Source organism: Flavobacterium sp. GNP011, from assembly GCF_056428925.1.
On record NZ_JBWJVJ010000009.1, the window covers coordinates 1 to 23,574 of the forward strand.

25 protein-coding genes are annotated in these 23,574 nt (G+C 31.4%); 19 read left to right on the forward strand and 6 right to left on the reverse strand.

Annotated features, from left to right (window positions below):
* The first annotated feature begins 170 nt into the window (after nucleotides 1–170).
* The 16 genes from AC061E_RS09375 to AC061E_RS09450 all read left to right on the forward strand — a co-directional run bounded on the left by AC061E_RS09375 (nucleotide 171) and on the right by AC061E_RS09450 (nucleotide 14,236).
* Entirely contained in the window at nucleotides 171–764 is a 594-nt protein-coding gene (locus AC061E_RS09375; protein ID WP_478286004.1) for a hypothetical protein, read from the forward strand.
* A 162-nt stretch (nucleotides 765–926) separates the two neighbouring features.
* Nucleotides 927–1,265: a hypothetical protein gene (locus AC061E_RS09380; protein ID WP_478286005.1), complete on the forward strand. Its 339-nt coding sequence runs from the start codon at nucleotides 927–929 to the stop codon at nucleotides 1,263–1,265.
* 707 nt (nucleotides 1,266–1,972) lie between these two features.
* The gene (locus AC061E_RS09385) at nucleotides 1,973–2,572 is read left to right on the forward strand and encodes an NUMOD4 domain-containing protein (RefSeq protein WP_478286006.1); all 600 of its coding nucleotides are present in this window, start codon (nucleotides 1,973–1,975) and stop codon (nucleotides 2,570–2,572) included.
* Between the two features lie 198 nt (nucleotides 2,573–2,770).
* A complete protein-coding gene (locus AC061E_RS09390) occupies nucleotides 2,771–3,349 on the forward strand; it encodes a Crp/Fnr family transcriptional regulator (protein ID WP_478286007.1) in 579 nt (192 codons plus the stop codon).
* 112 nt (nucleotides 3,350–3,461) lie between these two features.
* Nucleotides 3,462–3,890 carry a nuclear transport factor 2 family protein gene (locus AC061E_RS09395; protein ID WP_478286008.1) on the forward strand — a complete coding sequence of 143 codons (429 nt, stop codon included), beginning with the start codon at nucleotides 3,462–3,464 and terminating at the stop codon, nucleotides 3,888–3,890.
* Nucleotides 3,891–3,961: 71 nt separating this feature from the next.
* Complete coding sequence (locus tag AC061E_RS09400) at nucleotides 3,962–4,831, forward strand: pirin family protein (RefSeq protein ID WP_478286009.1); 870 nt, start codon at nucleotides 3,962–3,964, stop codon at nucleotides 4,829–4,831.
* Nucleotides 4,832–4,842: 11 nt separating this feature from the next.
* Nucleotides 4,843–5,925, forward strand: coding sequence for an alkene reductase (locus tag AC061E_RS09405; RefSeq protein ID WP_478286010.1), 1,083 nt, complete (start codon nucleotides 4,843–4,845; stop codon nucleotides 5,923–5,925).
* Between the two features lie 9 nt (nucleotides 5,926–5,934).
* Entirely contained in the window at nucleotides 5,935–6,477 is a 543-nt protein-coding gene (locus tag AC061E_RS09410; protein WP_478286011.1) for an NADPH-dependent FMN reductase, read from the forward strand.
* Nucleotides 6,478–6,482: 5 nt separating this feature from the next.
* A complete protein-coding gene (locus AC061E_RS09415) occupies nucleotides 6,483–7,229 on the forward strand; it encodes an SDR family oxidoreductase (RefSeq protein ID WP_478286012.1) in 747 nt (248 codons plus the stop codon).
* A 463-nt stretch (nucleotides 7,230–7,692) separates the two neighbouring features.
* Nucleotides 7,693–8,469, forward strand: a complete 777-nt coding sequence (locus AC061E_RS09420; RefSeq protein WP_478286013.1) for a YHYH protein — start codon at nucleotides 7,693–7,695, stop codon at nucleotides 8,467–8,469.
* Nucleotides 8,469–9,062: a toxin-antitoxin system YwqK family antitoxin gene (locus tag AC061E_RS09425; protein ID WP_478286014.1), complete on the forward strand. Its 594-nt coding sequence runs from the start codon at nucleotides 8,469–8,471 to the stop codon at nucleotides 9,060–9,062. Before AC061E_RS09420 ends, AC061E_RS09425 begins: the two co-directional genes overlap by 1 nt.
* Nucleotides 9,031–9,681 carry an SCO family protein gene (locus AC061E_RS09430; RefSeq protein WP_478286015.1) on the forward strand — a complete coding sequence of 217 codons (651 nt, stop codon included), beginning with the start codon at nucleotides 9,031–9,033 and terminating at the stop codon, nucleotides 9,679–9,681. Before AC061E_RS09425 ends, AC061E_RS09430 begins: the two co-directional genes overlap by 32 nt.
* Before the next feature lie 221 nt (nucleotides 9,682–9,902).
* Nucleotides 9,903–10,463: a helix-turn-helix domain-containing protein gene (locus AC061E_RS09435; protein ID WP_478286016.1), complete on the forward strand. Its 561-nt coding sequence runs from the start codon at nucleotides 9,903–9,905 to the stop codon at nucleotides 10,461–10,463.
* A gap of 76 nt (nucleotides 10,464–10,539) precedes the next feature.
* Nucleotides 10,540–11,505, forward strand: a complete 966-nt coding sequence (locus tag AC061E_RS09440) for a hypothetical protein (RefSeq protein ID WP_478286017.1) — start codon at nucleotides 10,540–10,542, stop codon at nucleotides 11,503–11,505.
* An 865-nt stretch (nucleotides 11,506–12,370) separates the two neighbouring features.
* Entirely contained in the window at nucleotides 12,371–12,997 is a 627-nt protein-coding gene (locus AC061E_RS09445; RefSeq protein WP_478286018.1) for a hypothetical protein, read from the forward strand.
* A 714-nt stretch (nucleotides 12,998–13,711) separates the two neighbouring features.
* Complete coding sequence (locus tag AC061E_RS09450; RefSeq protein WP_478286019.1) at nucleotides 13,712–14,236, forward strand: GNAT family N-acetyltransferase; 525 nt, start codon at nucleotides 13,712–13,714, stop codon at nucleotides 14,234–14,236.
* Between the two features lie 25 nt (nucleotides 14,237–14,261).
* Here AC061E_RS09450 and AC061E_RS09455 read toward each other — a convergent pair whose 3' ends face one another.
* The 3 genes from AC061E_RS09455 to AC061E_RS09465 all read right to left on the reverse strand — a co-directional run bounded on the left by AC061E_RS09455 (nucleotide 14,262) and on the right by AC061E_RS09465 (nucleotide 16,345).
* Nucleotides 14,262–14,645 carry a DUF3037 domain-containing protein gene (locus AC061E_RS09455; RefSeq protein ID WP_478286020.1) on the reverse strand — a complete coding sequence of 128 codons (384 nt, stop codon included), beginning with the start codon at nucleotides 14,643–14,645 and terminating at the stop codon, nucleotides 14,262–14,264.
* Nucleotides 14,623–15,417: a HipA family kinase gene (locus AC061E_RS09460; RefSeq protein WP_478286021.1), complete on the reverse strand. Its 795-nt coding sequence runs from the start codon at nucleotides 15,415–15,417 to the stop codon at nucleotides 14,623–14,625. Before AC061E_RS09460 ends, AC061E_RS09455 begins: the two co-directional genes overlap by 23 nt.
* 79 nt (nucleotides 15,418–15,496) lie before the next feature.
* Entirely contained in the window at nucleotides 15,497–16,345 is an 849-nt protein-coding gene (locus AC061E_RS09465; RefSeq protein WP_478286022.1) for an NAD(P)H-hydrate dehydratase, read from the reverse strand.
* Nucleotides 16,346–16,800: 455 nt separating this feature from the next.
* Here AC061E_RS09465 and gcvT point away from each other — a divergent pair, with 455 nt between their 5' ends.
* Together gcvT and AC061E_RS09475 are read left to right on the forward strand one after the other, a co-directional pair.
* The gene (gene gcvT, locus AC061E_RS09470) at nucleotides 16,801–17,883 is read left to right on the forward strand and encodes a glycine cleavage system aminomethyltransferase GcvT (RefSeq protein ID WP_478286023.1); all 1,083 of its coding nucleotides are present in this window, start codon (nucleotides 16,801–16,803) and stop codon (nucleotides 17,881–17,883) included.
* A gap of 58 nt (nucleotides 17,884–17,941) precedes the next feature.
* On the forward strand, nucleotides 17,942–18,652 hold the full coding sequence (locus AC061E_RS09475; protein WP_144893803.1) for a YebC/PmpR family DNA-binding transcriptional regulator: 711 nt from the start codon (nucleotides 17,942–17,944) through the stop codon (nucleotides 18,650–18,652).
* 137 nt (nucleotides 18,653–18,789) lie between these two features.
* Here the strand turns inward: AC061E_RS09475 and capA are convergent, their stop codons facing one another.
* Together capA and AC061E_RS09485 are read right to left on the reverse strand one after the other, a co-directional pair.
* On the reverse strand, nucleotides 18,790–19,830 hold the full coding sequence (capA, locus tag AC061E_RS09480) for a cysteate synthase (protein WP_086453818.1): 1,041 nt from the start codon (nucleotides 19,828–19,830) through the stop codon (nucleotides 18,790–18,792).
* 70 nt (nucleotides 19,831–19,900) lie between these two features.
* Nucleotides 19,901–22,036: a S9 family peptidase gene (locus tag AC061E_RS09485; RefSeq protein WP_478286024.1), complete on the reverse strand. Its 2,136-nt coding sequence runs from the start codon at nucleotides 22,034–22,036 to the stop codon at nucleotides 19,901–19,903.
* A 66-nt stretch (nucleotides 22,037–22,102) separates the two neighbouring features.
* Between AC061E_RS09485 and AC061E_RS09490 the strand changes: the two genes are divergently transcribed.
* Nucleotides 22,103–22,423 carry a YbaB/EbfC family nucleoid-associated protein gene (locus AC061E_RS09490; protein WP_478286025.1) on the forward strand — a complete coding sequence of 107 codons (321 nt, stop codon included), beginning with the start codon at nucleotides 22,103–22,105 and terminating at the stop codon, nucleotides 22,421–22,423.
* Between the two features lie 75 nt (nucleotides 22,424–22,498).
* Here AC061E_RS09490 and AC061E_RS09495 read toward each other — a convergent pair whose 3' ends face one another.
* The gene (locus AC061E_RS09495; protein ID WP_478286026.1) at nucleotides 22,499–23,521 is read right to left on the reverse strand and encodes a threonine aldolase family protein; all 1,023 of its coding nucleotides are present in this window, start codon (nucleotides 23,519–23,521) and stop codon (nucleotides 22,499–22,501) included.
* Nucleotides 23,522–23,574: the final 53 nt, after the last annotated feature.

A 23,574-nucleotide genomic window follows, 5' to 3' on the forward strand; every position in this document is an offset into this window, starting at 1 on the left:
AATTGGTTTTGTATTTGGAAGATTTGGCAAATCCGAATAATGGGCTTAATTTAGTAGCAAACCCGCTTTAGTAGCAGGACGTTGGTATTAATTCGCCCTCAACACCAAAAAAACAAAGTAATTTTAAATCACTCAGCATAAAAAACTAACACCAAAATAGAAACTAAAATATGTACCTTAAAAAAACACTTTTTGCTTTAGTCATTATCACAATATTATCTTTTAATATTCTTGAAAAGAAATCTTTCGAATTTATTTATCCAAAACAAAATAACATAAAAATAAGTTTATCATCGGATCATTTTAAAAAATTTGAAAAAGAATGGAGAGGTTCAGATTACTATTACTATGCAGAAAAAGACGGTTTTATTTGCTCTATCCTTTTTTACAAACTTGATGAAGAAGAAAAGCTAGCTCTTGTTGAAGTTCCTAAAATTCAAATTTCAGAAAAAATGAAAGAAAGTGGAAAAGAGTTTCCGCAAAACTCTCCTGTTTTTCCTTATGTCTACTTTAAAAACAATTCAAATCTAAAAAAAATGGAGGAGAATGATATAAGTTGGGGAGAAATGACTGATGATTTTATGTTTAGAAAAAATGAAATTAATTTACAAGGAAGTAAAATCATTCAAAATCACATGTACGGTTATGCGATGTTTAATAACGATTTATTTGTTATTGTACATTTATCAAAAATGAATTGTACCGAAAATGATTTAAAAGAAATGGAAGAAATTTTAAATTCATTGAAAAAAGTAGATAAATAAGAACTACTGCTAACACACGCTACAAGCAATTTGGGTACTGGGCTTAATTTAAAATTGGTTTTGTATTTGGAATTTTGGCTAATCCGAAAAATAACGCTAATTTAGTACCAAACCCGTTGTAGTGCGGGAACATTAGCGGCAAGTTTAACCATATATTCGAAAATGAAATTCATAAAAATTAGCGCAATTTTTATATCATTAACTTTCATTTCTTGCGATGAATCTGTTAGCATTAAAGATAATTTTACAATTCGATATGAAGAAATGTTTTCGTCAATATCTTTAACTAAATTGACAGGTGATAATACAAGTCAAGTTTACGTAAGTGATGTGACCGAAGCATATTGGAATAATGATTCTTTAGTTGTTTCAGGAAATAATGGCTGTTTTCTAATAGAATTCGGAAAAACTCAATACGATGACGAAATGGTTAAAATAGAATGCGATAACTTGAAAAATAAATTAAAAAAGGGAAGTATAAAAAAATATCTTCAAGATTAAAAACTTACTGCTAAGAGCGTTTGGCAAGATTTGGGTTTTCGGCTGAATTTAAAATTGGTATTGTCTTTGAAAAATTAGACATAAACCAAAAAAAATAATTTAGTCCCAAATCTATCCAAGCCGAAGGACTTTAACAGCAAGTTTGAAACTCGACGAACACAACTAAATAAAGAAAAAATGACTCAAAAGATTACATTAGCTTCGTGCCAAACATTAAATAGAGACATTATTTAATGAAATATTTTCTTAATCTTATCCTTTGGTTCGCACTGATTTGTTCAAGCTTTATATTTTGGCTAAAAATCTCGATTGGTTCAGTTAAATCGTATGGCTTCAATTTTTTTGCTGTTTACATTTCTCTTTTCATTTTGATATTTTCTCTTCTATCTATTATTATAATTTTGATTAAAGGAAAATTTCAGAAGGAAACTTTCAAAGAAATCAAAAAAGAAATATTTCTATTTTTATCGACAATAATCATTCTTACGTTAGCAGGATGTATAAATTAGGGAAAACCTACTGCCAACACACGTTACAAGCAATTTGGGTTTTAGGCTTAATGGAAAGTTGGACTTGTATTTTTAAGATTTGGCAAATCAGAAAATAGAGCTTAATTTAGTACCAAACTTCTTGTAGCGCGTGGACGTTAGCCGTCAGTTTGGCGGAAACGTAGAAAAACAGCGAAAAAAATCAAAATTTATATTAAAATGAAACTTCAACCAATGATACCGATTAGAGTTTTTCCAAACGAAGAATTTAGGGAAATAATAATTGAGGATAAACTAAAATTACGTTACGCAATTTCAAATAAAGGAAGATTAATTAGCTTTGTAGACGATATAAAGTTTGGAAGAGAATTGAAAGGCGGAACTGCTGATGGTTACAAAACATTCAATTATAAAATCTATAAAAATGGAAAAATAACAAACAAGCTTCTATTTTTCTCAAAACTTATTGCTGAATATTTTATACCTAAAACTTCAGAAAAACAAACGTACGTTTTACATTTAGATAGAAAGCGTGATAATGATGATTACAGAAATCTGAAATGGGCAACAAGAGAAGAAATGCTTGAATTTAGGCGAAAAAGTCCGTTTGTAATCCAAGCGAGGGAAAATTTATTGGAACATAATTTAAAATCTAACGGAAGAAAATTAACCGTAACTAAAGTTATGCTAATCAAAAGACTTTTAGCAAAACCTGAACAAAGAACAAGATTAAAAATGATTGCAAAACAATTTGGCGTAAGTGAAATGCAAATCAGAAGGATAAAAAGTGGCGAAAATTGGAGCCAAGTGAAAATCTGAAAACGAAATAAATAAAAAACCGAACTGAAAATACACGCTACAAGCAATTTGGGTATCAGGCTTTATTAAAAGATGGTTGTGTACTTGCAAAGTCAGTGTTTAACCGAAAAATTAGGATTCCTTAATCCGCCACTTCAGCAAGTTGTAAAATGTTATTCTACGAAAAACCGCTTAAACATTGAAAAAAAATAAATATTTATGCATCAAATTATCATTCCATACATTAACAAACACAACAATGAACCTTTAACAAAAGAAGAAGAACTTTTAGTTGTTTCCTCATTTCAATTAAAAAAATTAAGAAAAAAGCAATATTTTTTACAAGAGGGAGAAGTTTGTAAATACGCAGGTTTTATTATAAAAGGTGCCATGCGACAGTACAGAGTTGATGAAAATGGAATTGAGCATATTCTACATTTATATACCGAAAATTATTGGGCTACTGACCGTGAAAGTTCTATTATGCTTACACCTTCTAGATATAATATTGATGCTTGGGAAGATACTGAATTACTAGTTATTTCAAGGGTAGAGATGCTTGAACTAATGGAAAAAATACCTGCATTAGTTAAAATGTTTCAAAAATTGGATGAAAGAAATGCGATAGCCTCTCATCGAAGATTAAATTCATCAATAAGCAGCAACGCAGAGGAACGTTTCAAAGAATTTGCCGAAAATCATCCCCAATTTGTCCAACGTTTTCCATTACATATTATTGCTTCTTATATAGGTATTACCAAAAGTACTTTAAGCCGTATTAGAGGCATCAAAAAGTAATCACTTTTTTTGTTGTCAAAAGGCAACGGTATTATTTGCTTTTTGGGGTCGTTTTTTAGTTCATTTAGGGTGCAAATTTGCATCATTAAATTAATTAAAAAATACAAAAAAAATGGAAAATTCTAACAAAATAGCATCAACTCAATTACTTCAAAACAGTTTAGACAAATTTATTGCAAAAGACATGAAAGGTTGGTCAGAACTATGTGCAGACAATGTAGTTGCTGAATTCCCTTTTGCACCAGAAGGAACGCAAAACAGATTTGAAGGAAAAGAAGCTCTCTACAACTACTTGAAAGATTACCCAAGTTTTATTGACGTTAAGACATTGCCTACGCTAAAAATTTATGGCACGGATAATCCAAATATGGCAGTTGCCGAATGGAGCGCTTCAGGTGTAGTTATTGGCAATGGTAATCCTTACGAAATGAGCTATGCAACTTTTGTAACTTTTGAAAACGATCTAATTGTTAACTACCGTGAATATTGGAATCCACAAGCATTTCAAAAAGCAATGAGCGGCGGGAATTTTGCTGAATAATACTTAAATAAGTAAAGCCGTTGTAGAAATTCAACGGCTTTTATGATTATTCATCATTTCAAAAAATAAAAATGAAAAAATTAACAAATTTTTCTACACAAGGGCAAAGAGCTGATTTAGGTCCTTTGCAAATACAACGAATGTTGCCAAACCGATATGCCAATGCAGTTGGACCATTTGTATTTTTGGATTATGTAGCTCCAGCCATCAAAGAAACTATCAATAAAAATGGAATGGGTGCTCATCCTCACAGAGGTATTGCAACATTAACTTACATTTTGCAGGGCGAAGTGGAGCATTTCGATAGTGCAGGTAATACAGGCAAAATATATTCAGGTGGAATGCAATGGATGAAAGCAGGGAATGGAATAATACACGATGAAAATTTTAATTATGACAGCCAAACCGATAGCAAATACATACACGGATTTCAGTTTTGGTTAAATTTACCAGCCAAGAATAAAGCTGAAAAACCTGAACATATAGCCATTCAAGCCAATGAAGTACCACAAAAACAAATAGCCGATAATGGCGGATGGCTAAAAGTAGTGGTTGGAAATTATGAAGGGTTAAGTTCCAAAATTCCCAATTATTCAGAGCAATTTTTGTATCATATCCATTTAGAACCCTTAAAATATTTTACTTTAAATTTTAAAGATAAAATTGAAGTTGCTGCCTTTTTACCAACTTCCAATGTAATTTTGAATGATACAGAATATCAGAAAGGAGATTTTGTGGAATTTGATAGAAATGGAGGAGAAATTGAGATTAAAAACACTTCTGACAAAGCCATTGACATAATGCTTTTTGGAGGCGAAACTTACACCGAACCCATAATTGCAGAAGGCCCATTCATAATGAACACCCAATCAGAAATAGCGGAAGCTTACCGTGATTTCTATGCAGGAAAATACGGAAAAATAAAAATTAATAATATTTAAAATTGTAAAAAATGAAAAGGAACTCAAATTTATTAAATCCTTTAACTAAAGGTGGAATTACACTAAAAAACAAAGTAGCTATGGCACCCATGACCCGTAGCAGAGCCATAGGCAATTTACCAAACGACCTAATAGCCACGTATTATACTCAAAGAAATAATGCAGGTTTGATTATTACAGAAGGCAACGCTCCAAGTATAAATGGAATTGGTTATGCTCGTACACCTGGTATTTATTCTTCAGCGCAAATAGAAGCGTGGAAAAATGTAACTACAAAAACAAAGCAAAACGACACTGTTTTTTTTACTCAATTAATGCACGTTGGTCGTATTGGGCATAGTGCCAATATGATTGCAGGAGCTACCTTATTAGCACCATCGGCTATAAGTGCAAATGCTGATATGTGGACCGATACACAAGGCATGCAAAAAACAGAATTGCCAAAAGAAATGACTATTGATGAAATCAATCAAACCATTAATGAGTTTGTAATTGCTTCTCAAAACGCTATAAAAGCAGGTTTTGATGGTGTTGAATTACATGGAGCAAATGGTTATTTAATAGAGCAGTTTTTAAATAGTGAAACAAATATCCGAAAAGATGGCTATGGCGGAACTATTGAAAATAGAGCTAAATTTCTTTTAGAGGTCGTTAAAAAAGTGGGTGATGCCATTGGTTTTGATAAATTAGGTGTAAGATTATCTCCTTACAATCAATTTAATAGCATGCCAATTTATAGTGATATTGCCGATATGTATCGTTATTTATCGGTTGAATTAGGTAAATTAAACTGCGCCTATTTGCATATTATTGATTATGCTGCATTGGCAACTGAAGAGGGCAGACAATTGCTTACAGATATTAGAAATAATTTCTCTAATATTTTAATTAGAAATGGCGGTTATAACTTAGAAAGAGCAGAGCTTTTAATAGAGCGCATGGAAGCTGATATGGTTTCATTTGGTTCGGCATACATTGCCAATCCTGACTTGGTAGATCGTATTGAAAATAGCCATGAATGGGCGAAACCCGATAATACAACATTTTATACTGCTGATGCAGTTGGGTTTACCGATTATCCACGTTTTAATTAAAGATAAAAGATGAAAATACTAGCATTTGGAGGTAGCAATAGTTCTGACTCAATCAACAAAAAATTAGCAACTTACACTTCATCATTTTTCAAAGAGCATTCAATAGAAATTCTTGATTTGAATGACTATGAAATGCCTTTATTTAGTGTAGATAAATTAGCAAAAAATGGCTTGCCTCAATTGGCATTAGATTTTGCGAAAAAAATTGATGAATGCGACTTTCTTATTATGTCACTTGCCGAAAATAATGGAGCATACACTGTTGCTTTTAAAAACATCTTTGATTGGATTTCGGTAATTCAAGACCGTAAAGCATTTTGGGGCAATAAACCCACATTTGTAATGGCTACATCGCCAGGCCCAAGAGGTGGTGCGTCAGTATTGAATTTGGCAACGACTACGCTTCCTTACTATGGTGCAAAGGTAGTAGAGACATTCTCATTACCAAGCTTTTACCAAAATTTCAATGCAGAGAGTGGCATTGTAAATACAGAATTTAATGCCGACTTAAAGGCAAAAATTGAAAAAGTAAAAGCTGACTTTTTGAAATAAAAATTATGAAAGCGACAACACAGAAAGTAGCCTTAATAACAGGAGCTGCAACAGGTATCGGTCGTGCAATTGCCATTCGTTTGGCAAAAGACGGAATTGCAGTTGCCATTAATTATGTCGGGAATTCAAGTCAAGCAGATGAGGTGATTAGTGAAATAAAAGAAGCTGGTGGAAATGCAATGGGTTTTCAAGCTAATGTAAGTGTTGTAGCAGAGATTGTTAAACTTTTTGATGATGTAAATGCAACCTTCGGTCAAATTGATATTGTAGTAGCTAATGCAGGCATAGCAGTTATGGGTATTCCTATTGTTGATGTTACAGAAACAGATTTTGACCGAATTAATGCTGTAAATCACAAAGGCACTTATTTTGTTTTGCAACAAGCAGCTAAGCACGTTCGGAATGGCGGACGAATTATACAAATTTCTTCAACGAGTTCTCTTTATCCAGCGGCAGGTCTTGGTATTTACGCACCCAGTAAAGCCTCAGGAAAAGTAATTACTGAAATTTTGGCACAAGAACTTGGGCATCGACAAATATCCGTCAATAGCGTTTTCCCCGGTCCAACAAAAACTCCATTAATGGAAAAAGAAGTATCAAAAGAAGAAATGGAAAGAATAGGTAAATCAATGACCTTGGGCAGAATGGGAGAGCCCGAAGACATTGCAGGAGTAGTTGCCTTTTTAGCAAGTGAAGAAGGTTCTTGGATAAACGGACAACAAATAATTGTAAATGGTGGAGGTAGAATATAAAAACAAGTCTCGAAAAAGCAAAAAAACACAACAGCGGTTTTGAGAAATTGGGAGCTTTGAGCTTAATTTAAAGTTTGTTTTGTAATTTGATTTTCTGTTTTTAACCGAAAGTTTCGGGCTTACAAATCCCCAACTTCTTAAAGCCGCGAAACGTTAAGAAAAAGATTGAGCGAAATTCCGTTGGAATTTACTCTATGACTTTTTATTTAGAATGCATTTATTTAAATAATTGCAAATGTTGTTTATAACAGTTAAGCTAAATAAACTGCTATAGTGAATATTCTGAAATATCTTTTATCCACTTACAAAAGCCAAAACGATTATTCTGAAAATAATTAATCCTTAATAAAAAATAGTATATTTGGATAACTAGAAAATAAATGGCATTGTTGAATTGAGGTATTGAGTTCGAAATCGTTAAACCATTTCAAAAAAGAAAAGTCCAACTAATAAAATAAATAGTATGAAATCAAAAAAACTTTTTTTCGCTGTAAGTATTTTAACAATTGCTTTATCAATTTTTAGTTGTTCTAAAGATGATACTCCTTCACCCAATTCGCAATCAACTTCAATTCCATCTGTTTATTCAAAAATATATGGAGCTACAAGTATTACTTCTGATGGTACTTTTATTACAATAAAAACCAGTGATCAGCCCAACCACAAAAGTGCTTATTGGGCTAATACTAATTCTTTGTATGAAGCCTTCACTCCATCTGTAACTAGTCCATCGTTTACTGGTGGTGCATTTATCAAGGCTCCAAATAATATTACTTCACAAACAATTACCTTGAAGATACCTTTAAATCCTAAAGTTGCAACGACACATAGCCCCACACCAATGGGTGTTATGGGTGTAGCACTAGATGGCGTTCCTTTTTTTAATCAATATGCTGCTGGAGGTGTTTCGCTAGGTGGAGAAGTAAATGGTTTTGACCAAGCTTGGGGACATCCACAAGCATCTGGGATGTACCATTATCATGTTGAACCTTATTATTTAACAACGGTTAAATCTGGTGCAACAAAATGGGGGTTATTGGGTTTCTTATTAGATGGGTTTCCTGTCTATGGTCCTAAAGAAGAAAATAACACTGACCCTTCTAATCTTGATGTTTATCATGGTCACACTCATGTTACTATTGATTTTCCTTCTGGAATTTATCATTATCATATTTCAAATACTGCTCCGTACATTAATGGTAATGGATTTTATGGTACTCCTGGAACAGTTACGCAATAATGAAAAAAATTGTAATTTTTACACTAATTTTCTTCTTTTCTTGTAAAAATGAAGAGAAGAAAATTATTTTTTCTAAACCATTAAAAAAAGTTCCATTAGTTTACAAAGATGCCTCAAACTATTTATTTCAAATGCATCAAGATACTGTTTACTTTGACCATAAAAAATTTTCTGGAATTCAATACTCTTTATATAAACAAGGAGATACGGCTTTTATTAAACCCTATTTAAAAGGTTTAGAAGAAGGCATCACCAAAAAATGGTACGCTAACAAACAACTAGCAGAAGAAAGATTGTATATTGATGGAAAAAAGGAAGGTATTCATAAAGGTTGGTGGGAAAATGGGAAGAGAAAATTTGAATTTGCAGTATCTAATGATGAATATACCAATGAATTTAAAGAATGGAATAGCAATGGATTATTACTTAAACATTTTCATTATAAAAATGGTCAAGAGAATGGTAGTCAGCAATTGTATTATGAAAACGGAAAGATTAAAGCAAATTATGTTATAATAAACGGTAAGAGATATGGTTTATTAGGAACGAAAAATTGTAAAAATGTATCGGATAGTATTTTTAATAGTAAGTAGTTTGCTTTTTTTTAGTTGTGTTAAGAAGGAAGATAATTCCATTGCGTTGCCTTATTACAATGAGCCTAATTTTACACCTATATTTTTGAAAAACAAAGCAGAAATTAAAAGGAGTATACATCATACTATTGCTGATTTTTCGTTTCTAAATCAGGATAGTATCCTAATCAATCAAAATGTTTTTAAGAATAAAATTCATGTAGCAAATTTTATTTTTACCCGTTGCGGAAGTATTTGTCCAACAATGACTCAGAATTTAAAAATAGTCTCTGATAGTTTGAAAAATTATAAAGACATCGTTTTCTTATCCTATTCTGTAACCCCATGGATTGACAAACCAAGTGTTTTAAAGAAATTTAAATCGGATTATGGAATTACTGATAAAAATTGGCACTTCCTTACGGGAAAAAAAGGAGCCATATATACGCTAGCGCGTCAATCTTATTTTGCCGAAGAAGATATTGGATTTAGCAAAGACAGTTCGCAATTTTTACACACAGAACATTTTATTTTAGTTGACAAAAACAAAAGAATTCGAGGCATTTACAATGGAACATTGCAACTAGAAATGGAGCAATTAATTGATGATATTATAAAATTAAAAAATGATGAAAAATAATACCTCCACCAACAACGATTGAAAGAAATTGACATGTAAAATTAATGGAAAATTGGTTTTGTATTTGGGGTGATTTGCCTAGTTGGTTTGCTATCGCTTAATTAAATATATAAAAGGATCTAAATATAACCAATTGAATAAAAAATCAAATATAGTAGTAAAACTTTAGAAGTAGATAAACGTAAGACTAATGTTTACCTTAAAATAAAAATGAAATAAAAATGAATAAAATTGTATTTTATAGACAAAAACTAAATTTTACTCAAACTGAACTTGCAGAAAAATCTGGCTTGTCGCTTCGTACAATTCAAAGAATAGAATCTGGAAACATTCCTAAAAATCACACTTTAAATGCAATAGCAAAGGTTTTCGAAATTGAAATCGAAAAACTTATTGAAGAGCTTGAAATAGATCCAGTTGAAAATCATAAATCTGACTTGGTTACAATAAAATTTTTAAATATTTCGACACTCTTGTTCTTAATTATTCCTTTTGGAAATTTAATTTTCCCTATAGTAATTTGGTATAAAAATAGAACTCAAATACAAGTAAATAAAATTGGATTACAAATTATAAACATTCAAATTTTGTGGACTTTGATTACATCTATACTATTACTTATTTGTCCTTTTTTACAGCAATTATTATCTCTTAAATTTCCATTACTATTAGTAGTTTTTATTATTCTAGCTATTATAAATGTTTACATCATTTTGAAAAATACGATTTCAATAAACAAAAACACAATCCCTAAAATTACTTCACCAATACATATTTTTTAAGATTTGTCGTAATATTGTCGTCATTTTTACGCATTTAAAAAGAGTAATTAGTTTCATTTTTGCAAGAAAAATAAAAATGAAAACATTTAAAAAGATTATTCTTGGGTTTATTGTGCTATTCGTATTAAGTTCACTTGGTGGATATGTTTATTTCGACATAAAATTTAGTCCCCCGAAAAACTATTTAACAGTATCAAAAAACAACGATACAATTCCTATCACATGGATTAAAAATGAAATAAGCCCCATAGCAGCTATGCTACTCCCCGTAAAAATTGATGGTATCGCAACTACATTTTATATGCAATTTGATACTGGATCATCTAGCACAATTTTTTATAAAAACGCAATAGAATCGATCCATAAAAAATTTCCAACTAAACTCAGTATTACAGATATTACTCCCAATAGTGTTAAGTTACATTTTAGTATTGGAAAAATTGCTGTCACTTCAAATACCTTTTCGATAATAAATCATGGAGACAACATCAATTGGAATGATCCAAAATCATTTAAAATCATTGGAACAATAGGAAACGATTTTCTAGAAAAAAAAATAGCAATATTGAATTTCAAAGAAAACTATTGTTTTTTTGGAACTTCATTTCAAAATAAAAAAATTAGAAATAGTTTAATATCGTTTGATTTTAAAAAACGTAAAATTTTAATTCCAGCAAAAATAAATGATGAAAACTACAATTTACTTTATGACTCTGGCACAAGTGCATTTGAACTGATCACCAGTAAAAAAATATGGAGTGAACTATCAAAAAAAAATCAAGAAATTAAGATTGAAAAAGCAAATTCTTGGGGAAATGTTCTAAAAACGTACACCACTGCAAGTGACAAAAATATTAAATTTGAAAACATTATAATTAATCTTAACGAAGTAACGTACATTGAAGGAACAACTTTTGTTCAAAACACATTGATGAAATTATCTGGAATGGGCGGTATGATTGGTAATAAAATAGTCAAAGATAAAGTCCTAATATTAGATTGTAAAAATCAAAAGATGGGCATATTTGAAAATATCGAATAAAACTAATAAATCTATTGAGTGTAACACTTAAATAACCAGGCATAGTAATGTTTTGTAAGTATTCAATACGTTTTCTTTACAGTATATCTATAAACTACTTTTTGAAGAAAGTCTTTTTTTGTAGTTTAAATCGACTACATTTGCAAAAAAATTGGAGGTCTTGAGACTATTAAGGTTATCTATCATACAAACTAAATTTTTGATACATTTTTTGAAGAAAGTAAACAAATAATATTGGAATGTCAAATTGAAAAACAAGACTAAAGTGAACTAAAAAAATTACTAAATTAAGTTTATAATAACCCACTGGAAACCTTAAGGTAATAATAGCTATCACATCCCTAATTTAAATGATTTCAATATAGAAGACCTTTTTATCAATTTTAGTATTCAAATAAACTATGATTTATCAAAACTATCACAAAAATTAGGTGGCTAAAAAAAAATTAAATCAAGCTTATCAATTGTACTTAAAAAAATAAGAAAATGATATGTTTTCTAGACAAATGTTAACAATTCTGAATGATAAATGAAAGCCAAACACAAAATTGATAAGGGTAAAGGATATGGGAATTGTCTTTATGAAAAGTAATCTCTATTCGCAAACATTTTTTCTTTTGGATATCGCAAAATTGGAAAATGTAAAAATTGGGGGTTCATTAGTTGAATACTTAATTTAATAACCAGACGTAAAAGCCAACTCCAGATTTCAAAATAGCATCTAACAGTTCCAAATTTAAAACTATTACTGTACAATGATTACTATACAAAAACTAAAACAACAATTTAATATTGTTATTAGTATGCGGAAATTATGAAAAACGAGAATAAATATTAAACCTTAAATAAATACAAAATGATTAAAATGATTAGATTTAGTTTACTTTTAGCTTGTGCAATAGTTTTGAATAGTTGTGCATCTGGTTATAAAAAAATAAATCCTGAAACAATAAATTATGCATCAAAAAACTTTGAAAGTAATATTATATTAGAATACAAATATGACTTATTAGAAAAAAAATACAAAAAGAAAGAAACAAAAAACAATATAAAGCTTATAGCTGTCAAGATTACAAATAATACTGAAAAAGAAATAGTTTTAGGAAGAGATTTTAAACTTTCTTATGAAAACGGTAATGAAGTTAATTTAATTGAAACTGAAAAAATATTTAAAATTATTAAACAAAGTCCCGCATCCTATTTATGGTATTTACTTTTATCGCCATTACAATTGTATTCAGGAACTACAACTACATCAAATGGATTTTATACAGAAACAAAACCAACAAACACATTTCCTATTGGACTTATTGCAGGTCCTGGTTTAGCGGGAGGAAATATGATTGCAGCCAGTTCAGCAAATAAAAATTTTAAAAATGAATTAATGAAGTTTGACCTTAATGGGAAAACAATCAAAAAAGGAGAAACAGTTTATGGATTGATTGGTTCAAATTCCGGTAGTTATGATTCAATTAAGATAAAAGTACAATAAAAGGTATTTACCACCTTTTAAGAATATGGCGGATTTAGGCTTATTTATTTTTAGTTTTAAATTTAAAAATTGTGATAAACCGAAAATTGAGGCTTTCATCCGCCATTTCTCCTCTATTTCAAATCCTGTTTACTAAAATAAATATCATATGGAAAACTAGGTTTTTAAACTTGGGTTTCAAAGTCAAAAAAAAATAATTTAATACAGGAACTTTACCATTGATTTTTAATATTTTCTTTTTTCAAGTTTTAAATGTTGTTGGAGTTTGAATCGCTTTCAAATTTTGATTGGCAAACTCATTAATTCTAAACATTTTGAATGAAAACACCATATTTCTTTTAATTTAAAATGGAATTTGTTAGATAGGAATAACTAACCTAAGTTTTATTATAATAAGGGTATTGGTACCATAAACCTATGACTTACTTTTATTTAATCTTTAGAATTATCTATACAATTTTAGAGTTTCAAATCACTGAAAACAAAACAATTAAATAAGAATTTTAAAGACTTAATTGTATTCACTTTATTATTAATAACAATAATAATAATTCATCCTATAATAATAAAAAACTATTTAGCTTCAAATAAAATTTTTTCCTCAAGATCCATTTAAATACTTTTATTCAAATACAATAACTTAACAAAAAACAAATTTATTTAAAATGTGAAATGGTTTTTTCTACCTTTGGAATCTAAAAAAAACAGCTATCTATGATTTCCAAAGCTACACTTGAAGACCTTACTGCGTTGAATAAATTAATTAATTCAGCCTATCGCGGAGAAACCTCTAAGAAAGGTTGGACGACCGAAGCTAACATTCTTGAGGGATTGCGTACCACAGAGACTGAATTAAAAGAAACCATTTTAAATACAAAAAACACATTACTAAAATTTAGTAGTAATGATGAAATTGTAGGTTGCATTTTACTAATTGACAAAACGGAACATTTGTATTTAGGAATGTTGACCGTTGCACCACATTTGCAAAATGGTGGCGTTGGAAAAAAATTATTGCAGCAAGCTGAAATTCATGCTTTGGAACTAGGTTTACCAAAAATTATTATGACCGTAATTACGGTACGTGAAGAATTAATTTCTTGGTACCTGCGTAACGGTTATGAGGACACTGGTGCCAGAGAACCGTTTCCGTCAAGTGATGTACATATTCCTATTGCTAATGAACCTTTAGAATTTATGGTACTTTGTAAAATCTTAATAAAACCTGAAATAAATTAAAAGGGCGTTTATAGTTTCTCTTACACTACAAAACCATGTCTTCAAAAAGTCGCTTTGTTGTTTGGTCTAAATTATCACATAATCCTGGATGTGGTCTAGAAGTTTGAATAGCTGAACTACGCAGCGCAGTTAACCATCGAAATCGTGAAGGGAGATCAAATTGTCCTATTGGCCCAGCATCTTTTTCTCCATGAGCTACTTTTGCAAAAGCTTGAACATTTAATTTCAATTGTTCAACATCTAAGTCATTCGAAAAAAGACGGAGTTTAACCTCATTAATTTCGAATAAAACTTTTATAAATTTTGCTTTTTTACAAAAAAGAATAACCCCTACATTAAGGAATTCTTCGCGCTCTACCCTTGGCACAACACGAATCACGGCATACTCATATAAGTGTTGCTCTTGCATTTTGTGCTTCTGTTATAAAAATTTCGGAATGATCTAAACGAGTACTTAAAAATTGAAAATAAACTTCCCTAATGGCTTCGGGCTGTTCCTGAGTTTCTTCCCACTGAAGCCAGTTGTCAGGAATTAGGTTAACGATATTTTTTAAAACCTCATAAGTAAGAATTTTTTTGAAATCAATATTTGTCTCTTGTAATAAGGAAGCCTGTGGTAATAATACATGATCTTTTATGAGCGCAAAAGGACTTTTTGCATGTTTCTCCCAATTACTCCAAGAATGATGAAAATAAAGACTTGCTCCATGATCAATTAGCCATAATTCTTTATGCCAAATAAGCATATTGGTATTCCTAAATGTTCTATCCACATTAGTTATAAATGCATCTAGCCAAACAATTTGTGAAGCCAGTTTGGCATCAACTGAAGTTACTACAGGATCAAAATTAATTGCTCCAGATAAATAATGCAAGGCTAAATTAAGTCCTTGACTACCTTGTAATAAATCCTGAATTTCTTCATCAGCTTCACTACGCCCAAAAGCTTCGTCTAGATTTGCAAATACTAACTCAGGCATTTTTAATTTCAAAACTCTGGCAATCTCACCTCCTATCAATTCTGCAATCAAAGCTTTTACACCGTGACCTGCACCTTTAAACTTTAGAACATATTTAAAATCATCATCAGCTTCAGCAAGAGCAGGTAAAGAACCGCCTTCCCTTAAGGGTGTGATGTATCGGGTAACATTTACTGTTCTAAGATGGGGTTGTTTTTCCATAACTAATAGGATAATGCAGTTTTGTTTAGCACAAATTTACAAATTAAGAAATGAATTTACAGTCTTAATTTAGTTTCTGTTACTTTTCTAAACTCAAAAAAGCTTTGCCAATGTGGGCAATAATATCTGAAGCAATAAAGGACTGTATGCCGGTTTCTGGAAGTGCAATATCAGCTGTTAAACCATGTAGATAAACACCTATCAAGGCTGCATGAAGAGGAGAATACAACTGTGCTAATAAACTAGTAATCATTCCTGTTAAAACATCTCCACTACCAGCTGTGGCTAGAGCAGCATTTCCTGTAGTATTCTCATAAACTGATTCACCATCTATAACACGAGTAGGAGAACCTTTCATGACAATGATAATTTGATGTTCTTTAGAGAAAGAAATACTTTTGTTTAACTTGTCTTTTTCAGAAATCCAACTACCTATCAACAATTGTAGTTCTTTTGGGTGTGGAGTAATGATTGTTTTAGGTGCTACATGGATTAATAATTTTTTAAACTTTGAAATAATATTCAAAGCATCAGCATCAATAACCATTGGAATTTTATAGGTTTTTAAAAACAGTTGTAAGGCATTATGTGATTTATCCGATTGACCTAATCCAGGACCTATACCAACAGCTTGTGGCTTAATATCAAAAAGAATCTCTGATATGACTTCTTCATCTTCATCAGTTAGTACCATAACTTCAGGATTTGAAGTTTGAATACTTGTATACCCACATTTTGGAATAAAAACAGTTACCAATCCGCAACCGGTCTTTAAACAAGCCTTTGAAGCTAAACTTATGGAACCAATTTTTCCATAACTTCCACCAATAATCATTGCATGCCCTTGAATTCCTTTATGTGTAAATTGATTTATTTCTTTATAAATCTTACGTATTTCAGTATGATTTATAGGCAATAGTTTTGGCATTATTTTTTTTTTAAAAATACAAAATTTAATTTTAAATAAGAAATCATCAAAATAATTAAATCTTTAAAATAAATATCAAAAAATCGAAATTAAGTTAATAGTTCTCATTTTATATAATTTATCAAAAAAAAAAATATATAATTTCTTAATACAACACAAATGCAATTTGTCATAACAATCGATTATTTGTTACACATTTCAAAAAGAAAAATACAATTCAAGATAATAAAGGCCATAGCCCTGATAGTAGTGGCATCCTTTATTACTGGCTACAGCCATCAAAATGGCTGAAAACAGTAATAAAGATATAGCGGATAGCAGGAAATAGCTCCTTAAAATTATTTTTTTAAACAAACTAAAAAATACCGAAAACGTTTGAAACTTTGCTCCTACAGTCTTTGTAAGCCAAAATAAAATCAATAAATTAGCCACTTCAAATTTTATATCAAAACACCATGAAAAATACTGCGCTAACGCACATACACGAGAGTTTGGGAGCAAAAATGCTACCGTTTGCTGGATATAACATGCCAATTTCATACGAAGGAGTCAATGCAGAACATGAAACGGTTCGTAATGCAGTAGGAGTTTTTGATGTTTCTCACATGGGTGAATTCTTGCTTACAGGTCCAAATGCATTGGCTTTGATACAAAAAGCAACTTCAAATGATGCTTCGACTTTAACGATTGGCAAAGCACAATATTCTTGTTTACCAAATCAAGACGGCGGTATTGTAGATGATTTGCTAGTTTATAAAATGAAGGAAGAACAATATTTACTGGTTGTTAACGCCTCGAATATTGAAAAAGATTGGAACTGGATTTCAGCCCAAAATGATATGGGTGTAGATATGAAAAATATTTCGGAGGCCTATTCTTTACTTGCCATACAAGGACCAAAAGCGGTTGAAGCTATGCAATCTTTAACCTCAAAAGATTTATCAGCCATTGCATATTACCATTTTGAGGTAGGTGATTTTGCTGGAATTGAAAACGTAATTATATCAGCAACGGGATATACTGGATCAGGAGGTTTTGAAATTTATTGTAAAAATGAAGAGGCAGAACAAATTTGGAATAAAGTTTTTGAAGCAGGTGCTCCTTTTGGCATAAAACCAATAGGACTTGCTGCTCGTGATACATTGCGTTTAGAAATGGGTTTTTGTTTGTACGGCAATGACATCAACGATACAACCTCACCTTTAGAGGCTGGTTTAGGTTGGATTACTAAATTCACTAAGGATTTCACAAATGCTGAAAATTTAAAAAAGCAGAAAGAAATTGGAGTGACTAAAAAGTTAGTAGCATTTGAAATGCAAGAACGTGCTGTACCAAGACACGATTATGAAATTGTAGATGCATCAGGAAGTGTGATTGGGATTGTGACCTCTGGAACCATGTCTCCGTCAATGAACAAAGGAATTGGAATGGGTTATGTTACAGTTGCCAATAGCGCACTAGATAATGATATTTTTATTCGTATTAGAAAAAATGATGTGTTAGCTAAAGTGGTAAAATTGCCTTTTTATAAGAAATAAAATGATTTTTAAACCTGCATAATTATTGTATTTTTGCAGTTCAAAATAAAAAATAGTAATGGGAAGAGCGTTTGAGTTTAGAAAAGGAAGAAAAATGAAACGTTGGTCAGCAATGGCCAAAGCATTTACCAGAATAGGTAAGGATATCGTAATGGCTGTTAAAGAAGGTGGTCCAAATCCTGAGGCCAACTCTAGGCTAAGAGCCGTAATCCAAAACTCTAAGGCAGTGAATATGCCTAAAGAAAATGTGGAACGTGCCATAAAAAAAGCTACTGATAAAGATACTGCAAATTATAAAGAACAATTGTTTGAAGGCTATGCGCCACACGGAATTGCAATTTTAATAGAAACTGCAACAGATAACAATAATAGAACTGTTGCAAACATTAGAAGTTATTTCAATAAATGCAATGGAACTATGGGAACACAAGGATCTGTTGAGTTTATGTTTGATCATACATGTAACTTCCGAATTCCAAATAACAATCAAGATGTAGAAGAACTTGAATTAGAGTTTATTGATTTTGGAGCAGAAGAAATTTTTGCTGATGAAGATGGAATTTTAATTTATGCTCCTTTTGGTAGTTTTGGAACTATTCAAAAAGAACTTGAAAGTCGCGGCATTGAAATTTTATCGTCAGGTTTTGAACGCATTCCTCAAATCACAAAAAAGTTAACAGAAGCAGAAATGGCTGATGTTGAAAAATTAATTGAAAAAATTGAAGAGGATGATGACGTGATGAACGTGTATCATACTATGGAAGAATAATTCCTTTCTTAAAAACCTAAAAACTCTTGAGCAATCAGGAGTTTTTTTTGCCCGTACCCTAATAAATATTTTAAAACTTAACAAAAAAAAACTCCAGATACATTCTGGAGTTTCATATAAGACTATTACAATTTGATCTATTTTATAAATTCAATTTTTTGAACTTCTTCTTCATTGATACTGTCAAAAAATCCTTGCTCATTCATCCAGTCATCACTAAAAACCTTACTCATGTAACGAGAACCATGATCTGGAAAAATAGCTATTACGTTACTATTTTCGTCAAATTCTCCCTCTTCTGCGTATTGCTTAATTGCTTGCATCACCGCTCCAGAAGTATATCCAACAAATAAACCTTCTTTTTTAGTAATTTCTCTGGCAGTGTGGGCGCTCTCCTCATCTGTCACCTTCATGAACTTGTCTATAATATCAAAATCAGTTGCAGATGGAATAAGATTTTTCCCTAAACCTTCAATTCTGTAAGGGTAAATTTCTTCGTTATCAAATTCTCTAGTTTCGTGATACTTTTTCAATACTGAACCAAAAGCATCTACTCCTAAAATTTTAATATTAGGATTTTGCTCTTTTAGGTATTTTGCAGTTCCTGAAATAGTTCCGCCAGTACCACTGCATGCTACAAGATGCGTAATGGCTCCATTAGTTTGTTTCCAAATTTCTGGACCTGTAGAATTGTAATGTGCATCAATATTTAACTGATTGAAGTACTGATTAATGTAAACAGAACCTTTAGTTTCTTCATGTAAACGCTTGGCTACATTATAATAGGAACGTTCATCATCTGCTGATACGTGAGCTGGACAAACATAAACCTTAGCACCTAAGCTGCGTAGCATGTCAATTTTATCTTTAGATGATTTTGAGCTTACTGCTAGTATACAATTGTACCCTTTGATAATACTTACCATAGCCAAACTAAACCCAGTATTACCAGATGTAGTTTCAATTATAGTATCACCAGGTGATAAAATCCCTCTTTTTTCAGCTTCTTCAATAATATATAATGCAATTCTATCTTTAGAGGAATGTCCTGGATTAAAAGCTTCTACTTTTGCGTAAAAATTTCCAACTAAATCTTCAGTAACTTTATTTAGCTTAATAAGTGGAGTATTACCTATTAATTCTAAGACATTATTATAAGCAGATATCTCTTTTTTCATAAAAAAATAGTTAGTCGCAGCAAATTTTAATTCAACTACGAACAGTGCAAATTTAACAAAAATATTCTAATTAGTTTTTAATTTTTTCTAAATCTAATAAAAAACTATACTCCTTTGCTAATTCCTTTAAAGCCTCAAACCTACCTGAAGCCCCGCCATGCCCTGCATCCATGTTTGTGTTTAAATACAACGCTGTGTCGTTAGTTTTTAGCGTACGCATCTTTGCAACCCACTTTGCTGGCTCCCAATATTGTACTTGTGAGTCATGCAAGCCAGTAGAAACATACATATTAGGATATTTTTGTGCTTTTACGTTATCATAAGGAGAATAGGATAGCATGTACTTGTAATATTTTTTTTCATTTGGATTACCCCATTCGTCATATTCACCCGTTGTTAAAGGAATGGTATCATCAAGCATGGTTGAAATAACATCAACAAATGGAACTTGAGCAATAACACCATGGTATAATTCTGGCGCCATATTCACCACTGCACCCATCAACAATCCACCTGCTGATCCGCCTTCGGCATACAAATGTTCTGGAGAAGTGTATTTTTCCTGAATTAAATACTTAGAACAATCAATAAAATCGGTAAAAGTATTTTTCTTTTTAAGCAATTTCCCATCTTCGTACCATTGTCTTCCTAAATCTTCACCGCCGCGAATGTGCGCAATGGCAAAAACAAAACCTCTGTCTAAAATAGATAAACGTGTTGATGAAAAATAAGTATCCATAGTCACGCCATAAGAACCATACGCATAAAGTAGTACCGGATTATTAGCGTCTTTTTTCAGACCTTTTTTATAAACCATTGAAATTGGCACCTTGGTTCCATCAGTTGAAGTGGCCCAAACTCGTTCCTCTACATAATTGTTTTTATCAAATTTTCCACCTAGAACTTGTTGCTCCTTCTTAACCTCTTTTTCTTTGGTCTTCATATTAAAGTCAATTACAGAAGATGGTGTTGCCAAGGATTGATAGCTGTAACGCAAAATATCAGTGTCAAAATCCACATTTGTAGTAGTGTAGGCATTGTAAGTTTCACTTCCAAAAGGCAAATAATATTCTCCCTCACCACTCCACGGCATAATACGGATGTGATTTAAACCATTAGAACGTTCTTCAACAACAAGATAGTTTCTGAAAATTTCAATATCTTCCAGCAAAACATCATCTCTATGCGCAATGACATCAACCCAATTTGCTTTTGCAGTAGCGCTTTCAGGAGTTTTCATCAACTTAAAGTTTGTTGCTTTATCCTTATTGGTCAAAATATAAAACGAATCTCCAAAATGTGAAATACTATACTCTAACCCACGAACTCTAGGTTGAAAAACCTTAAATTCAGCATCAGGAGTGTCTGAATTTAAGATTCTATACTCGGTAGTCAAGGTACTCCCCGATCCTATTACAATATATTTTTTTGATTTTTCCTTCCCAACGGAGACGTTGAAAGTATCGTCTTTTTCAAAAAACACTAGTACATCTTGATCCGAGTTTGTATTTAATTTATGCTTGAATACTTTATCAGAACGCAGTGTAACTTCATCTTGTTTGGTATAAAAAATCGTTTTATTGTCATTGGCCCACACAGAACTACCAGTTGCATTTTCTATTTTATCAGATAAAATTTCCCCTGTTTCTAAATTTTTTATTTGAATAGCGTAAATTCTTCTTCCGATAGTATCCACACCAAAGCTAGCAAACTTGTTATCTGGACTTATACTCAACCCACCCAACTGAAAGTAAGAATGACCTTTGGCTAAATCATTACAATTAAAAAGAACCTCTTCGGCAGCAGTTAAACTTCCTTTTTTTCTAGAGTAAATAGGATAATCTTTTCCTGTTTCAAAACGAGTAATGTAGTAATATCCATTATATAAATAAGGTACTGATTCATCATCTTCCTTAATACGAGATTTCATTTCCTCATACAATTCTTTCTGAAAACCTTTGGTATCCGCAGTCATAGCTTCATAATAACTGTTTTCTTGATTCAAGTAATCAATAACCTCTGGATTTTCTCTTTTGTTTAACCAAAAATAATTATCCACACGAGTATCACCGTGTTTCTCTAAAACTGTTGGAATTATTTTTGCTAAAGGTGCTTTTATATTTTTGGACATTTGCTGTGCGTTTATTTTAGTTATTGAAAGTGCAAAAATAAGACAAAGACCACTTAGTAAAGCTTTATTTTTCATGATTCTTTTATTGAATTGAAACACTAATGTAGTAATTTTGTATTTAAAACTTAAAATAATTTTAACATGGATTTAATGGGCATGATGGGTAAATTAAAAGAAACCCAACAAAAAATTGAAGATACTAAGAAAAGATTAAATACTGTTCTTATTGATGAACAAAGCACTGATGGTTTATTAAAAGTAACTATAACTGCTAATAGAGCAATAAAATCAATACAAATTGATAACGCTTTACTTGAAGATAAAGAACAATTAGAAGATTATTTAATTCTGGTTTTAAACAAAGCGATTGAAAAGGCTACAAAAACAAACGAAGCTGAACTTGATGCAGTAGCAAAAATGGACATGCCAATGATTCCTGGAATGGATAATTTGTTTAAGTAATCAGTAATTATGAGTTTATGAACTATGAGTTTTTCAAATTGTCAAAACTCATAATTCATAAACTTTACTTTTTTTTTATACCAATTTCTGCAACGTTTCAAGAACATACGTATGCATAACCTCCTTATAATCAAGATGCGTCACGATTCTTAATTTTCCGTGACCCATAGAACTGATAAAGATATTTTTTTGCTTCAAGAGTTCAATAAGATTTTTCTCGATACAATTTGGAACCAAAGAAAATATTAAAATATTAGTCTCCACTGGTTCTACAGATGCTACCCAACTTGTTTTCTTGAGCACTTCGGCAATTTCTTTTGCTCTACGGTGATCTTCGGCTAACCTCGTGATATTATTTTCAAGAGCATATAATCCAGCTGCCGCTAAATATCCTACTTGACGCATTCCGCCACCAAGTATTTTTCGAATACGCAATGCTCTGTGAATTGTTTCTTTGTCACCAAGTAATACAGAACCAATTGGAGCGCCTAAACCTTTTGACAAACATACTGAAATGGTGTCAAAAATTTTACCATACGCTTTAGGATCTTGATTTTTAGCAACCAAAGCATTCCAAATTCGTGCTCCATCTAAATGAAATTTCAAAGCATTAGCATCACAAACTGCTTTAATTTTTTGTAAATCTTCCAGTTCATAGCAAGCACCTCCACCTTTGTTTGTTGTATTTTCAACACACACTAAACTTGTTAATGGACTGTGATAAAACTCTGGATCATTGATAGCTGCAGCAACTTGGTCAGCAGTAATCATGCCTCGATTTCCATCAAGTAAGCAACAAGACACTCCACTATTAAAGGAAACACCGCCTCCTTCATAATGGTATACATGTGCATATTTATCAGCTATTAATTGTTCCCCTGGCTGAGTATGAAGCTTAATTGCAGTTTGATTGGCCATTGTTCCCGATGGAAAAAAAAGCCCTGCCTCCATACCAAACATTTGAGCTACTCTCGCCTCGAGTTCAATAACAGTAGGATCTTGTTTATACACATCATCACCAACTACAGCATTTAACATGTGAACAAGCATTTCACGAGATGGCTTTGTAATGGTATCGCTAATTAAATTTATTTCCATAGTATTCTTTTATTTTCAGTGCGAATGGTTCGCGAATTGTCCCTTTGTAAAAA

Excerpts from the sequence above, each read along its gene's own strand:
- AC061E_RS09375 (WP_478286004.1), top strand. The coding sequence starts at position 171 with ATGTACCTTAAAAAAACACTTTTTGCTTTAGTCATTATCACAATATTA.
- AC061E_RS09380 (WP_478286005.1), top strand. The coding sequence starts at position 927 with ATGAAATTCATAAAAATTAGCGCAATTTTTATATCATTAACTTTCATT.
- AC061E_RS09385 (WP_478286006.1), top strand. The coding sequence starts at position 1,973 with ATGAAACTTCAACCAATGATACCGATTAGAGTTTTTCCAAACGAAGAA.
- AC061E_RS09390 (WP_478286007.1), top strand. The coding sequence starts at position 2,771 with ATGCATCAAATTATCATTCCATACATTAACAAACACAACAATGAACCT.
- AC061E_RS09395 (WP_478286008.1), top strand. The coding sequence starts at position 3,462 with ATGGAAAATTCTAACAAAATAGCATCAACTCAATTACTTCAAAACAGT.
- AC061E_RS09400 (WP_478286009.1), top strand. The coding sequence starts at position 3,962 with ATGAAAAAATTAACAAATTTTTCTACACAAGGGCAAAGAGCTGATTTA.
- AC061E_RS09405 (WP_478286010.1), top strand. The coding sequence starts at position 4,843 with ATGAAAAGGAACTCAAATTTATTAAATCCTTTAACTAAAGGTGGAATT.
- AC061E_RS09410 (WP_478286011.1), top strand. The coding sequence starts at position 5,935 with ATGAAAATACTAGCATTTGGAGGTAGCAATAGTTCTGACTCAATCAAC.
- AC061E_RS09415 (WP_478286012.1), top strand. The coding sequence starts at position 6,483 with ATGAAAGCGACAACACAGAAAGTAGCCTTAATAACAGGAGCTGCAACA.
- AC061E_RS09420 (WP_478286013.1), top strand. The coding sequence starts at position 7,693 with ATGAAATCAAAAAAACTTTTTTTCGCTGTAAGTATTTTAACAATTGCT.
- AC061E_RS09425 (WP_478286014.1), top strand. The coding sequence starts at position 8,469 with ATGAAAAAAATTGTAATTTTTACACTAATTTTCTTCTTTTCTTGTAAA.
- AC061E_RS09430 (WP_478286015.1), top strand. The coding sequence starts at position 9,031 with ATGTATCGGATAGTATTTTTAATAGTAAGTAGTTTGCTTTTTTTTAGT.
- AC061E_RS09435 (WP_478286016.1), top strand. The coding sequence starts at position 9,903 with ATGAATAAAATTGTATTTTATAGACAAAAACTAAATTTTACTCAAACT.
- AC061E_RS09440 (WP_478286017.1), top strand. The coding sequence starts at position 10,540 with ATGAAAACATTTAAAAAGATTATTCTTGGGTTTATTGTGCTATTCGTA.
- AC061E_RS09445 (WP_478286018.1), top strand. The coding sequence starts at position 12,371 with ATGATTAGATTTAGTTTACTTTTAGCTTGTGCAATAGTTTTGAATAGT.
- AC061E_RS09450 (WP_478286019.1), top strand. The coding sequence starts at position 13,712 with ATGATTTCCAAAGCTACACTTGAAGACCTTACTGCGTTGAATAAATTA.
- AC061E_RS09455 (WP_478286020.1), bottom strand. The coding sequence starts at position 14,645 with ATGCAAGAGCAACACTTATATGAGTATGCCGTGATTCGTGTTGTGCCA.
- AC061E_RS09460 (WP_478286021.1), bottom strand. The coding sequence starts at position 15,417 with ATGGAAAAACAACCCCATCTTAGAACAGTAAATGTTACCCGATACATC.
- AC061E_RS09465 (WP_478286022.1), bottom strand. The coding sequence starts at position 16,345 with ATGCCAAAACTATTGCCTATAAATCATACTGAAATACGTAAGATTTAT.
- gcvT (WP_478286023.1), top strand. The coding sequence starts at position 16,801 with ATGAAAAATACTGCGCTAACGCACATACACGAGAGTTTGGGAGCAAAA.
- AC061E_RS09475 (WP_144893803.1), top strand. The coding sequence starts at position 17,942 with ATGGGAAGAGCGTTTGAGTTTAGAAAAGGAAGAAAAATGAAACGTTGG.
- capA (WP_086453818.1), bottom strand. The coding sequence starts at position 19,830 with ATGAAAAAAGAGATATCTGCTTATAATAATGTCTTAGAATTAATAGGT.
- AC061E_RS09485 (WP_478286024.1), bottom strand. The coding sequence starts at position 22,036 with ATGAAAAATAAAGCTTTACTAAGTGGTCTTTGTCTTATTTTTGCACTT.
- AC061E_RS09490 (WP_478286025.1), top strand. The coding sequence starts at position 22,103 with ATGGATTTAATGGGCATGATGGGTAAATTAAAAGAAACCCAACAAAAA.
- AC061E_RS09495 (WP_478286026.1), bottom strand. The coding sequence starts at position 23,521 with ATGGAAATAAATTTAATTAGCGATACCATTACAAAGCCATCTCGTGAA.